We start from the raw sequence: 13172 nt of genomic DNA, 5'->3' as shown, positions 1-13172 counted from the left end.
TTGCGTTTTTATTTTATTACAAAAAATTCACCTATCGTTTCTTTGTAGATATTTCCATAATGGTTCACGTTGTACAACTGCACGTGCGAACCCGAAATCTTACTTGCGATTTCGACATACATGTCCCTCAGCGTTGCGTCGGGTGTTTCATCAAGCAGCTTCGTAAAACCTCGGGTAAAACTATTCGTCAAGTATACGCCCATTTCTTCGTTTCGTTCATCCGCCTTACTCGTTTCATAAGGCGACGCCGCTGTTAGAAAAACGATACCAGGAATATCCGCCTTTTCCGCCGTTTCACCAAGTCCACCACTATAGCAGGCCTCCACGGCAACCAACACCTTGCGGTGCGGAATTTCTTTTATCAGCGCAACAATCTGCTCATAACTAACCTTGTCTTTACCATATTCCAAATACCCCGGCATTCCGTGACCACTCCAAAAGACAAAAACATTGTCGGTCGACTTTGCACGGAGGACCTTTGACAACTTATCACTTGAATTTCCCCTTAATATATTTCCTAGATCAGACACCGTTACGGAACTTAATTTGTAATCAACCACACCATTTTCATAGACATTGTCTCCATCCAAACGGATAAACAGTTCCCCCGGATACAGGTTGCGACTATGATTTGCAATGTCATCTTCGGCAATCACGATAATATGGTCATCGTCGTACCCCATCTTCTTGAGTTTCTGGTAAATGGCAAAGATGTCCGCCTGAAACCGGTAATTTGCCCAGCCCGATGAGGCTGCAACCAAAAGCGCCCAATGTTTTGAAACGTCATTGTAAGAAATATTCGAATCTGCATATTCGAAAAAACTCGTATCCACATCGGCCTTGAAAAAATCCAGCCAATTTTCTTCTGGATTTATCGAATGTTTCGAGTCGTCGTTGCTGGTAAAATCATTCGTGACATATTTATGGTCAGCAATATTCCACCCGCGATACACTGAACCGCTCACACTGTTGTCCCTATCCAAGAAAGTCCAAGAGCTCGATACCCCCGTCAAATCAGGCAAGCGTCCGTTCTGCAACGACTTGAAATTTTCATGCATTCCGGCAATCATCCAATCGCCGCCGGTACCGTCCCTTCCTCCGAGCACAGCTCTAATCGATTCATTCAATTCCAAGCCCGACGAAACGGAATAAGTCGCGGCATACGCCAAAATATACAGAGCATCAAAGAAATGCGCTTCGCCATTGAGAATGTCTTCGCCAAAATGTTCATGGTATGCTTGCGCAAACCCAGACTCGGGCCTTGCGTACAAATCAAAGCCACGGTAAAAATCGTAATGAAGTTTTTTCACGATAGAGTCCGAAGCGAAATTATTCGAACACACCACTCGGATTCCACCTTGAGAAGCGACATCCTGTTGATACAATTCATCATCAAAGGCTAAGGCCATTTTGTCATCATAGGGTTCAAATAACAAAACGCTATACGGCTTCCTTCGTTCCAAATAAGTCTGCGTAAGCTTCCGCAGTTCGGTTTCGTCATTGTACAAAAAGATTCTGTCTATTTTAAGACCGAATTCTTCGGCCATAAAACCTAGCCAGTCGACATAAGAACTTACGAGTCCGCCATTCAACTCGCTTGACGGAGCCAAAAGTGTAAGTTCCAGTTCATTCATAAAAATAGACGCAAAAGAACTAGCCAAATGCGAGAAAGCGGATTCTATCAGCATAAAGTCGTTTTCAACCAAGTTCCACAAATTCGGCATGTTGGCAAAAAAACGCTGGTATTCCACATTCGACGCCTTGGGCGAAAGAATCGGCTTCGCACTTTTCCGCAAAAGTTCCGCCATGCGGTACGCCTTGTCCGATTGAGTGGGCCCCACAATGGCCGCATAGTCCGTATCGTGAGCCACCTTTTCCATATACTCGTCGATATCGGCATCATCCTGGTTCTTAAATTCCAGTTGCAGTTTTACCTTTTGGTCTAGCCCGTCCTGAGCTTTTTCCATATTTTCCAAAGCCCATTCGGCGCTGCGTTTCCAACGGACCATTTCAGAAGATTTCGCCATGACGGCGACCCTGATTTTACGCGTTTTCGTATCGGTCTTGGCAGAGACGGAATTATCAGAACAGCCGCAAAGGCAAAGTATTGCTACCGTCATCCATATCAAAAGCAGAGCAGGCTTACTTCTTTGCATGGCGAGCCTCCTCGCGAACCGCTTCGTCATAATACTTTTCATAGCGGGCTTCGAACTCTTTCGTATCGTCAAAATTCTTGTTAAACACAATCGAGGCGGCACCGTCACCCAAGCCAAAAGAGCGGAACCGAGGCCAATCCTTACCCAAAGCCCATTCTTCCAAGTAGCGAATAACAATCCCCTTAATGTCAATGACCAAAGTAAACGGCACCTTTGGCAACACGCCGCTTTGGTCAACATCCATCCCAATCATAAAGTGTCCCGTATTCGGATAATCGATCAAGGCCCGACGCACGCCCTTGATAGCGCCCCCCAACAAAGGAAAAATAGCCGAAGGTCTATCCGCATCTAGAATATAATTCGTTATCGAAAAAGTAGCCACGTAGGCAAATTCAATGTTGTTAAAAGCCGTTTCATCATTTTCATTGTAAGTAAGATAATCCACCCCCAAAGTATCTGCTATCGTCTTATGCACATCGTAACCCTTCCTAAAGCCATCAATCGATGTTTCAAGGCTCGCAAAACCAGGTGCCGCCGCCAAAATCATGCAGGGATTTATGCCCAGAATTGCCCCCGACAAGTAACTTGCGCCATAGCGGTCAATCGAGAATGAATAAACGTCTTGCGGAAAGCCCGCCGAGTCGGCCTCAAACAACAGGACCTTGTTCCCGTCACCCGAAAAACGGATGTCAAGTTTTTGCGCCAACCCGGCATACGCCGAAGACGCCAGGATAAGCAACGAGGAATCCGTGTCGGCATTTTCCTTGAGCCACGCCTGCACAAGTGAATCGGCCTCGTCCATAGATTCCGGCTGCAGCAGACGGAAGGGCACTCCACTATCTTCATTAAACCGGAATAGTCCTGCCAATATCTGGTCATTATAGCTATTATCGCCAATGCCGTTGACGCTTGCCACAAGCGTAATGTTCGCTATGCCCGGGCGATTTTGCACAGCATCAAAAACAGATTCGCTGTTGGAACAGGCATACAGCGAAAATAGTAGAAAGAATCCAAAAAACAGCCTTAACATCATTACCTTAATGATAAAAAAATTCCCTCAAACGAGGGAATATTTTTGTTGTTCTGAAAAACTAATCCTTTAGACAACGAACACTGTTTGCGTTGTACTTTACCTCTTCGTTCAGATAGGCATCGTCTTTAAGCGCTTCTATACGTACCAAGAACGCAGTATAGCCGTGATCATCTGTCGAAGTCCAGAACCGTGCTATATCACCTAAGGAACGATACTCGCTATCCTTGTAACCTGCAGGCAAAACGTTAAGGCCGTAGTCATCACTTCCGTTTCCATCGCGCAGCCAGTCTGAAGTAGATTTGAGAGCCTTGCCCTTATTTTTTACAATTCCATAAAATAATTCATTCCATTCGTACTTACTCGGCAAGTGCCACCCTTTGGGGCACGCCTCCATAGCCGCATCCCATTCGTAAAGTCGACCATATTTTTTACAATTATCCGCATTGTCGTCATAGCAATAGCTATTCGGTGTTTCATACAGAAGATTCTCTGCCATCCAAAGTTGCGAGCCGATTTTTTCCAATTTATACATTTTACCATCACGGGGATCAACCCTATAATTTTCACTCTTCTCAAACGCATCCGTCAGGCACTGTAACGCAGCCTCCTTGCTAAACAGTCCCATAAAACTACAAGCGAAAATCGCACCCATTTCAAGAGAATCAAAAGAAGCGTCATTATCTTCATAATCTCCGCTATACATCTGCCTCAAATCAATGACTGTATTCAGACTAGTGTCCTTGGGAAAAACGACACGTAATTCCCCCTTACGCTGCCCCTCTGAATCATTCTTTTTCACATGGATTTTCACATCCGCATTACCCAAACCCGATTCCGGCAAGACCGAATCGATAAAAGTGGAATTATTTTCGATACGCCACTCACCGTTGGATTCCAGATTTAGTTCATAGAAGCTCTCCCCCTTGCCAAGCAACAGCACGCCACCGTTGACAGGCGTCTCACCCAATTTGATAGAGAGCACGTTGTCTTCACCGTTTGCGTCACTAGAACTGTCCGAATCCGAGCAGGCAATGAAACCGACCGCACACAAAGCAAGTGCGATCATCGTGAATTTATAACTTTTTGCAAAGCTCATGATTTTCTCCTTCTTTGACGGATACTTTATTTTAAAATAATTCTTTTCAACATGAATTCAATAAAAAAAACTCGAACAACGCTCCAACTTAGAATAGTCTATATGCAGAAATATTCCCCCAAGCGGGGGAACTTTTTGTTATACGTGAAATTTATTGATAAATCATTTTATTCCTGATAGAATATAAGCGCGTCATATGCGGCCGCCTCCAAAATATTAAAGGTGCTAGCACCATCTTCCACACCGATCTGGCCATTATTTATTGCATAATAACTCGTATAGCCATTCTTATCTTTCCGTAATCCTAACCCAACAAGTCCGCAAATATTTCCTTTAACATCCTTCGAGTCGCATTCGCTCTTTCTCGTCATGGCTGCACCTAAGTTAGTAATCTTATTGTTTTTAAAAACTTTTTCAATTTCTTGGAATGCTTCCTTAGTAGGAATACTCCATCCTGATGGAACAAATTTATCCTTCTCTTTGACTTTGTAAATGAGAATGGGCTTGTTATCTAAACCGTGGCCAACATTAAAAGTTCCTTCACCGACAGCTACATATTGATATTCTTTTCCTGTTTTATCAATGGTGCTAGCATAATTATCGCGGAGCCAAATACGATTGAAAACCTTAACCAAGGGATAATTATGATTCTGAACTTTGCCATCTCTTAAATCATTTTCACTATTGGGAGGATACTTTTTAGGAACGTAAATCTTCGAAGCTAAATAAGCGTCTTCAACCGTGCCTGCATGATGTTCCGTGCCTTCAGGCGCTACACTCGTCACAGAAGCTCCTCGAATATAGAGTTTCTTCGCCGCGCCGAAGTTCATGTTTTCATATTCGACTATGGCGGCATCGGTTCCATCCCAGCTGACACGGGCCGGCTTGTGGTCCTTGTCGCCAATGTAGAAGCCCAAGTTAAAGCGGACCTTGTTGTTGATGACGGGGTAAATAACCATCACTTTTTCTTTGAGGTTCAGGAGCGGCACAAATTCCAACATGGCCTTCGCCACCAGTTGTCCGCCCAAGTAAATATCCTTAATCAAGGTGTTGGTGTCCAGGTCTTCTATCTTCGGTACATCGATTTCGGTCACGGTCCCACAGTCATAGCCATACTCAAAATCAGAAGCGACCTGTTTACCGTTCAAATAATCTTTGAGTTTTTGCTTACGTTCCTTGGCCTTTTCGCCAAGGCTTTCGTCAATCAATTCATAAAGTGGAATTAAGCCTCCATCCGAAAAACCGATAAGAGTTGCTGCGCCGGTATTTTTTGAAACAGACTGTTTCCACTTGTTCACATCTTCATTATTCAGAATTTTGGAATCCGACAATTTAAGCGCTAAACCATCATCCCCCCCAAGAACATCTATATCGATATTCACATTCGAAAGGTTTTGTTCCAAGCTCGATTTCATTTCCGTACTCACTTCGGCACTCGCGTCAACAACGCCCTTGTACGCAGCCTTGGCGAAAGCGCTGATATCGTATTTGGATGTAATCTTGGATACATCTGCCGTCATCGATTGACGAATGCGTCCGCCAAGCCTCGAACCCCATACCACATGGGTTCCAAAATCACGAACCAGCTTTTTGAACCCTTCATTAGTACTTGGGTAACTTGTATTCAATCCATTAATGGAATTGTAGGCGAATTTTTTCATATATTCTTCAGACTTGAGCAATTCCAAAGGAAGATCAAAACCCGCAGTCTTTACAGCAAGGTCCAGATAGGTCAATGCATATTCATAATTACTCTTATTCGATGTGTTCATATCAAATGCGGCTCCGATTTCTCCCGAAAAGCCTGCTATTCCGCCCTCAACATTAACTTTGGAACTCAACTGGAAACTTATATCGGAAATTGTCGACCCCGTAATACTTGTAGTCTTGAGGCTTGCCTTCGTCGGCCCGATAGAAACGCCTCCATCCTCATTCAATTTTTTGACATCAAAAATTTCACACTTGATAGCTTCATAGTCGGGATAGCCCCCAGTAATGGCATTATAGCCATAGCCAATAGCATAAACCTTGTTACTCTGCGTCAGCTCAGTCACCGCATTATCATCGTAGTCGCCGTTATACTTCTGCACTACGGTAATGGTCTTGTTCAGGGAGGTGTCTTCAGGGAACACAATGTGCAGATTGCCCACAAAACGTTCGTCCAAATCGTTTGTGGTTAAACGAATTTTAACGGTCGCATCGCTGCTACTGGATTTTTTGCTAATCGACTGAATAAATCCTGTTTCATCCTCGATGCGCCATTTTCCGTCAGCCACGATCTTGAAATCGTAGGTGCTGTCCATCATGTCCAACATCAACGTGTCGCCGACAGTCTTGCCAGACACTTCGACTGCAATGGAGTTTTCGTTCCCCCCACTAGGAGAGTCTGAACACGCGACTAGACCTGCGGTTAAGGCGCATATGAGAGTTAATTCCACAGAAGATTTGTGGGTATTTGAGTAATTCATGATTACCCCTCCTTCTTAAGAAATGTTTAGGCACTTGAGTGCATTATGATTGAAAAATCATTTTTTTGGGGTGAGAAGGTCAATAATGAGTGTAAGAAAATTGTATCGAAACTTGAATATTCCAAGTTGGAATGTTTTGAAGAAAAAGAACCAAACTTGCGCGATAATTCCAAAATTCGCTCTTCGCACTTCGTGCATGACCGAATTTTGTCGAACCCTCTTCTCGGGTTCTCGACCCACTTATATCACTAGTAAAATAAAAAGCCAGGCTTTGTGCCTGACTTTTTATTTTCGAGCGGGAAAAGGGTCTCGAACCCTCGACATCGACCTTGGGAAGGTCGCGCTCTACCAACTGAGCTACTCCCGCGTGGGTAGTCTTAATTTAGTAAAATTAGGGGGCTTGTAAAGGTATGCCTTCTTTTTTTCTATTATTGAAATATGCAAAATTTCAAGTTTAAATCTGTTTGTGGCGTAGTGGCGCTCGTTTGTCTTGTTTCGACGAACATTGCATGGAGCGAGGGCGGTTCAAAACGCGGCTTTTTTGATAGTTTCGTAAACTTCTTTACGCCGAGTGGTTCTGTGCAAGGCGAAGGTCCTATATTTGATGAACTTAAGGGCGTCGAAACGCAAATCGATAAGATTGAAGTTCAGTATTCTAGAGAACGCCGTCCGGGCAATAAGACGCGCTACCGCAAGCAGTTGGATAGCCTCCGCAATGTCCGTGATTCGCTGATTACGGTGATTGAGAAAATGCCGTCTGGGGTGAACGTCGCGCAATCAAGTGCCGCTCTTTCGAGCGCTGCGCAGTCTAGCTCTAGTGTTTTGCTGAATACGGCAGGCTCGAGTGCGTCGAAGCCGATTTCGTCTGCGGCGGTTCCCGCAAGCAGTGCTGCAAATGTTGTTTGCTCTCGCGATACGGTCTTTGTCCACGATACACTTGTCGTGCGTGATACTGTCGTGATTCACGATACTTTATACGTCGTGCTCGCGAACAAGCCTGAAGCAACGCCTAAAGCATCTCCGAGCAAATCGAAAAAGAAAGCCGATAAAGCTTCGGAAAAGTAACTGAAAAAAAATACGCGGCTCCTCAGCCGCGCTTCTCGTTAATCCTTATTCCTTAATCGTATATCCCGAGCGGAAGTTTTCGATCAAGCAACTGCTGATGCTCACGCTCGTGTCGTATTCGGGAATGTCCTCGCGTTTGACCCAAGTGGCGCAAGCGAGTTCCGCCTCTTGCATGTGAATGGTTGAATCGCCATCAAGTTCGGCTGTGTAGCCCGAGATGAGCGATTCCGAGAACGGCCACGGTTGGCTGCCAAAGTACTTGATATTCTTCACGCGAACGCCTGCTTCTTCAAGAACTTCGCGCTTGACTGCCTGTTCGAGGGATTCGCCAATTTCCACAAATCCCGAAATGAGGAACATGCGCGTCTTGTCCGGATTGTCCAAATTGCGAGCCATTAAAAGCTCGTTGCCATTGTGAACAGCGACAATCACGACCGGCGAAATCTTGGGATAGACGGTGTTCTTGCAGCTGGGGCAAATCATGGAGCGTTCCTTGAGCCCTCGCTTCATGAGACATCCACATTTACCGCAGAACTTGTTCAAGCTTTCCCACTTAGCAATGTGTGCCGACGTGGCACCACCGAGACGTTCCAAATGGCTTTCAAGCGTGCGGAACGTACGATTGCCGCGGAACTCGTAACCTTCTGGAATTTCTGGCAAGTTTGTATTGCACAAGAAATAAGCGTCACCGTCGATGCTAATCAAGTAATGGCATTCGCATTGCGGGAATTCGCTCACACGCGGAATGGCGAAGTTGTCGCCAGCCTTTTTGAAAAGCGTTTGTTCGCCATTGAAAAAAATCAAGTAATCGGTGGGCTTCGGTGCAATGTCTTTAAATTCGTTATCAAACTTGTGCGGAGTAATTTCGTGAATCATAGGATTTTTATTTCTTATTGAAAAATTTTTTGGCGGTCGAGACGCCCACGAACGAGAACAGAATTCGTGCAATCATTTTGGGGGCGCTGTGAACCTGCGGATAAATATTACGGGCGTTCTTTAAAATCCAAGGGAACCATAGCGGCGATAAAAACGCATGGCTAAAGCGTAATTCCAAGAACAGAATGAACTTGTCCAAGAATCGGCGGCTTTCGTCTGGCAGTTTCTCGAAAAGGTTCGAGCCTTTGACTGCCTTTGCCCATTGCAAATTCGTCTGGAGCTTTTCACTCCAAGTTTTGTTGCCTTCACCGATGGCGTTGTTGCCATGAATGCGGTACTGAATAACTTTATCTGCGATAGCTCGGTAACCATTTTCTGCGGTTGCGCAAAGCGTAATCCATTGGTCGTGTACGGGGACCTCTTGCGGAATCGGTAGCGCAGTCTTCAAAAGCCTTGCCTTGAAAGCAACCATACAACCGGTTACATTCGTGTAGCCTGTAAGAAGCGCTTGCTGGCTCAAGTGCTCAACAATGCACGCCTTCTTTCGCCACGATGATTCTGTGACGACTCCGTCTCCATCGATAATTTCGGCATCGCCAAAAATCATGGAACTGTCGCCAATCTTCTGGCTCATCACTTCTAATTTATTCGGGAGCCAAATGTCATCTTGGTCGGCAAGGAAAATCAAGTCGTCGTCAGCGAGTAATTTGCTTGCCTTTTCCAATGCAGTCGAAAACGATGCGCGGTGCCCTCTGTTCTTTTCAAACTTGGTGATTTCTAGCGGGAGCTTGTCTTTATAACTTTCCAAAATTTCGCATGTAGAATCTTTGGAACCGTCATCCACTGCTATTATAACATCGGCAGGTTTTGTCTGCGCGACCAAAGAATCAAGCATCTGCGCGAGATACTTTTCTCCGTTATAAGTTGCGAGTGTGATGCAAATTTTCATGCTTTACGCCTAACGCCAAAGGATATGCCACGCGAGGTAAGCGCGGTATGCGATTCTAAAATAGAGGCTGTTCGTGCTCTTGCCGCCCGTGAACGAGACTGTGTTTTCGTGACGGCGGTAAAGCTGCAAAACTTCGTCTTGGTAGCCGCACTTGAAATGCTTTTGTGCGTAATACGAGACCCACAAATCATGCGCGACAACTTTCGGCGGGAACGGCATGCAAGCGTCTTTCACTTGTTTGGTAAAGCACATGCAAGCGCCGAGCCAACAATTGTTGATGATGTTTCGCAAGAGCGATTTTTTCATCGGCCATTTTTCATCGTAATGGCGTTCCTTGATCACGTTCAAGTTGGCATCGACGAGCGAGCAGTTGCAAAGAATCGTGTCATAGCCGCCTTCCGTGAGGAACTTTTCCATCTTGTCGAGCTTGCCCGGCAACCAGACGTCGTCTTGGTCGGCAAAGTAAATCAAGTCACCCGTAGCCTGTCGCATGGCGTTTTCAAAGTTGTGTGCAACGCCGTGATTTTCGTTGTGGAAAATTTTGATGCGTGGATCGTTGTAGCTTTCAATGATTTTCAGAGTGTCGTCTTTCGAGGCGTCGTCAGAAACGATGAGCTCGTCATCTTCTCTAAGCTGCGGAATAATGCTGTCCAGCTGTTCCTTGATGTATTTGGCGCCATTGTAGGTCGCCATGCAAATGCTTCTTCTCATACCTAGAACCAACTATACAAAATTTTGTACATCAAGAACTTTAAGTACGATAATCCGAAATCCTTGTGGAGCAATTTTGCGACTTGGAAGAACTGTTTTTGCCCTGCACGTGCGATGGCTCGTGCGAAAAAGCCTTTGCGGGCCTGTTCTGCGCCAAGCGTATTGCTGGTGTGCTGACGGTAAAGAATCGTCGAGTCGTCGAGAATCGAAATGACTCCGCCTTTGAAGTGGACGCAAAGGGCGACCCATTCGTCGTGCATGGTTGCGAGAGGAGACATCGGGAGTGCTGCCAATTTTGCGGCGCGGTTGAACATCATCGTGCAACCGGTGACCACGTGGCGCACACAAATTAATTCTGGGTGCTTGCGGAAAACGTCAATTTTCAAATCTTTGTTGAACGATTCCGAAAGTAAATTAAGTTGTTCGTCGACAATGCCCAAATCCGTCGCTACGAGAATCGGCACGTTTTTCGCGGCAGTTCCATCCATGACAACTTTCGGGGCTTCGGCAACAGCCTTCTCGATTTCCTTCATCCGAGCAAGAGTTTTCTCAATTTTCTCCAGCAACCAAATATCGTCCTGGTCGCAGAACATGTAATACTCGGAATCCACATTTTCGAGCAAATACATAAAAGACTTCGCCGCGCCTCTGTGCTTTTGCGAGTCTTTTAAAATCGTAACTCTGTCTGGAAACATTCCGTGAAATTGCTCGACGATTTTCATCGTATCGTCCGAGGAGCCGTCATCACGAACATACAAATGGAACTGTTTACAAGATTGCTGGAACAGCGATTCAAGCTGTTCCCAGATGTACTTGCCGCCATTGTAAGTGGCTAGCAAAATCGCAATCTTGTAGTTGTTCCGTTCCATTGACTTCCGCGAATCTACTAGTAACTATTAACGAGTATCTAGTAACTTTATTCCAGATACGTGTACCCGTAAAGTCCGGAACGATAGATGTTCAAGAATTCCTTGCCTTCCTGAAGCGTAATCTTTCCTTCCTTCACAGAGCGCGTGACCCAGTTTTCCATGTTGCGGACAAGAGCCTTGTCGCTGAAGTTCACGTAGTCGAGCACGTCTTCCACGGATTCACCGTCAATCACCTTGTCAATATCGTAGCCGCCCTTGTCGTTGCAGACAATATGCACAGCGTTCGTATCGCCAAAGAGGTTGTGGAGGTCACCGAGAATTTCCTGGTATGCACCGACGAGGTAAACCGCGATAAAGTACGGCTCGTCCTTCTTGATCGGGTGGAGCGGAATGGTGCGTGCCACTTCGCCACCGCGAACGAACATGTCAATCTTGCCATCGCTATCGCAAGTCACGTCCTGAATCGTCGTCTCAATCGTCGGCTCTTCGTCCAAACGCTGGATCGGCATAATCGGGAACACCTGATCCACGCCCCAGCTGTCCGGGAGGCTCTGGAAAAGGCTGAAGTTGCAGAAGTACTTTTCGGCAAGCAAGCGCGGGAGTTCGCTCAATTCATAAGGCGGATGGCGCAAGTCGCGTGCGAGCAAGTCCACCTTGCGGGCAATGCTCCAGAACAAACGTTCGCTCATAGCGCGCGTCTGCAAATCCACGTCGCCCATCTTGAAACCGCTCAAGGTGTCGTCGTTAATCTGCATGGCGTCATGCCAGCTTTCGAGCAAGTTCTTCGGAGAAAGGCTCTTGTAAATGCCGTACAAGTCCTTCAGTGCTTCCGGAGCGTCATCGCTAATTTCGTGAACGCTTTCGTCAAAGAATGCCTGGCCAGCCGTTTCAAGCACGTTGAACACCAAGATGGAATGGTGAGCCGAAAGAGCACGGCCCGATTCTGCAATGATATTCGGGTGAGGAACATCGGCGTTTTCGCATGCTTCGAACATCGCGTACACAACGTCGTTTGCGTATTCCTGGATGGAATAGTTCACGGAGCTCGCGTTAGAACTGCGCGTGCCATCGTAATCCACGCCCAAGCCGCCGCCCACGTCCACGAATTCAAGGCCCATGCCCATCTTTCTAATTTGGACGTAGAACTGCGAAACTTCGCGGAGTCCATTCTTGATATGGCGAATGTTCGTAATCTGGCTACCCAAGTGGAAGTGGATGAGCTTCATGCAGTCTTCCATCTTCTCTTCTTTGATGTAGTCGAGAGCTTCCAAAAGTTCAGAACTGTTCAGACCGAACTTGCTGTGGTATCCGCCGGATTCTTCCCACTTGCCGCTACCAGAGCTTGCAAGCTTGATGCGAATACCGATGTTCGGGCGCACGCCGATTCGACGAGACAAGTCAACAACCAAGTGAAGCTCGTTCATCTTTTCGACGACAATGAAAATCTTCTTGCCCATCTTCTGTGCGAGGAGAGCAAGCTCGATAAAGTCTTCGTCCTTGTAGCCGTTGCAGATAATCAACGCGTCCGGATTTTCCATGTTCGCAAGTACCGCGTGGAGTTCCGGCTTGGAACCTGCCTCAAGGCCGATGTTGAACTTGGAACCGTGACTCACCACTTCTTCCAAGACCGCGCGCTGCTGGTTCACCTTGATTGGGAAGATGCTGTAATGGCCACCCTTGTAGCCATATTCAGTCGTCGCCTTTGTGAAGCACTCGTGAATCTTTTCGATGCGGCTGTCCAGAATATCCGGGAAGCGCAACAACACAGGAGTCGAAACATCGCGCAAGGAAAGTTCCTGCACGAGCTCGTAAAGGTCGATGCTCGGACCGCCATTCTTGATCGGCGAAACCGTTGCGTGGCCCTTGTCGTTAATGTCAAAGTAACTTACGCCCCAGCCCTTTACGTTGTAAAGATCTCGGGAATCGTCAATGCGCCATTTTTTCATTGC

The 13172-nt window shown here is 46.3% G+C and carries 10 protein-coding genes and 1 tRNA gene; 1 reads left to right on the top strand and 10 read right to left on the bottom strand.

What is annotated here, in order from left to right; translation table 11 throughout:
* Positions 1 to 8: 8 nt before the first annotated feature.
* From B7982_RS08980 to B7982_RS08965, 5 genes are all read right to left on the bottom strand, one after another.
* Positions 9 to 2156 (bottom strand): C13 family peptidase, encoded by a 2148-nt coding sequence (locus tag B7982_RS08980; protein ID WP_158212993.1) that lies wholly within the window; start codon positions 2154 to 2156, stop codon positions 9 to 11.
* On the bottom strand, positions 2143 to 3189 hold the full coding sequence (locus B7982_RS14925) for a hypothetical protein (protein WP_158212992.1): 1047 nt from the start codon (positions 3187 to 3189) through the stop codon (positions 2143 to 2145). Before B7982_RS14925 ends, B7982_RS08980 begins: the two co-directional genes overlap by 14 nt.
* Before the next feature lie 58 nt (positions 3190 to 3247).
* On the bottom strand, positions 3248 to 4285 hold the full coding sequence (locus B7982_RS08975) for an FISUMP domain-containing protein (protein WP_083555456.1): 1038 nt from the start codon (positions 4283 to 4285) through the stop codon (positions 3248 to 3250).
* Positions 4286 to 4452: 167 nt separating this feature from the next.
* Entirely contained in the window at positions 4453 to 6753 is a 2301-nt protein-coding gene (locus B7982_RS08970) for an MAC/perforin domain-containing protein (RefSeq protein WP_088660446.1), read from the bottom strand.
* 294 nt (positions 6754 to 7047) lie between these two features.
* Positions 7048 to 7120 (bottom strand) — tRNA-Gly (locus tag B7982_RS08965).
* A gap of 71 nt (positions 7121 to 7191) precedes the next feature.
* Here B7982_RS08965 and B7982_RS08960 point away from each other — a divergent pair.
* On the top strand, positions 7192 to 7818 hold the full coding sequence (locus B7982_RS08960; RefSeq protein ID WP_088660445.1) for a hypothetical protein: 627 nt from the start codon (positions 7192 to 7194) through the stop codon (positions 7816 to 7818).
* A 45-nt stretch (positions 7819 to 7863) separates the two neighbouring features.
* On the opposite strand, the gene nudC is transcribed toward B7982_RS08960, so the two are convergent.
* The 5 genes from nudC to speA are packed head-to-tail and all read right to left on the bottom strand — an operon-like array spanning position 7864 to position 13169.
* Positions 7864 to 8694: an NAD(+) diphosphatase gene (gene nudC, locus B7982_RS08955; RefSeq protein ID WP_088660444.1), complete on the bottom strand. Its 831-nt coding sequence runs from the start codon at positions 8692 to 8694 to the stop codon at positions 7864 to 7866.
* Between the two features lie 7 nt (positions 8695 to 8701).
* Positions 8702 to 9643 carry a glycosyltransferase gene (locus B7982_RS08950; RefSeq protein ID WP_088660443.1) on the bottom strand — a complete coding sequence of 314 codons (942 nt, stop codon included), beginning with the start codon at positions 9641 to 9643 and terminating at the stop codon, positions 8702 to 8704.
* A gap of 9 nt (positions 9644 to 9652) precedes the next feature.
* Positions 9653 to 10354: a glycosyltransferase family 2 protein gene (locus tag B7982_RS08945; protein ID WP_233138459.1), complete on the bottom strand. Its 702-nt coding sequence runs from the start codon at positions 10352 to 10354 to the stop codon at positions 9653 to 9655.
* Between the two features lie 2 nt (positions 10355 to 10356).
* A complete protein-coding gene (locus B7982_RS08940) occupies positions 10357 to 11223 on the bottom strand; it encodes a glycosyltransferase family 2 protein (RefSeq protein ID WP_088660441.1) in 867 nt (288 codons plus the stop codon).
* A gap of 47 nt (positions 11224 to 11270) precedes the next feature.
* Positions 11271 to 13169 (bottom strand): biosynthetic arginine decarboxylase, encoded by a 1899-nt coding sequence (speA, locus tag B7982_RS08935; protein WP_012820343.1) that lies wholly within the window; start codon positions 13167 to 13169, stop codon positions 11271 to 11273.
* Positions 13170 to 13172: the final 3 nt, after the last annotated feature.

The sequence above is a fragment of the Fibrobacter sp. UWB2 genome, from assembly GCF_002210425.1.
GTDB classification, from domain to species: domain Bacteria; phylum Fibrobacterota; class Fibrobacteria; order Fibrobacterales; family Fibrobacteraceae; genus Fibrobacter; species Fibrobacter elongatus.
Note: the sequence above shows the minus strand (reverse complement) of the source record. Positions and strands in the feature narration are given on the sequence as shown.

Coding starts and splice junctions, on each gene's coding strand:
- B7982_RS08980 (WP_158212993.1), bottom strand. CDS start 2,156: ATGCAAAGAAGTAAGCCTGCTCTGCTTTTGATATGGATGACGGTAGCA.
- B7982_RS14925 (WP_158212992.1), bottom strand. CDS start 3,189: ATGATGTTAAGGCTGTTTTTTGGATTCTTTCTACTATTTTCGCTGTAT.
- B7982_RS08975 (WP_083555456.1), bottom strand. CDS start 4,285: ATGAGCTTTGCAAAAAGTTATAAATTCACGATGATCGCACTTGCTTTG.
- B7982_RS08970 (WP_088660446.1), bottom strand. CDS start 6,753: ATGAATTACTCAAATACCCACAAATCTTCTGTGGAATTAACTCTCATA.
- B7982_RS08960 (WP_088660445.1), top strand. CDS start 7,192: ATGCAAAATTTCAAGTTTAAATCTGTTTGTGGCGTAGTGGCGCTCGTT.
- nudC (WP_088660444.1), bottom strand. CDS start 8,694: ATGATTCACGAAATTACTCCGCACAAGTTTGATAACGAATTTAAAGAC.
- B7982_RS08950 (WP_088660443.1), bottom strand. CDS start 9,643: ATGAAAATTTGCATCACACTCGCAACTTATAACGGAGAAAAGTATCTC.
- B7982_RS08945 (WP_233138459.1), bottom strand. CDS start 10,354: ATGAGAAGAAGCATTTGCATGGCGACCTACAATGGCGCCAAATACATC.
- B7982_RS08940 (WP_088660441.1), bottom strand. CDS start 11,223: ATGGAACGGAACAACTACAAGATTGCGATTTTGCTAGCCACTTACAAT.
- speA (WP_012820343.1), bottom strand. CDS start 13,169: ATGAAAAAATGGCGCATTGACGATTCCCGAGATCTTTACAACGTAAAG.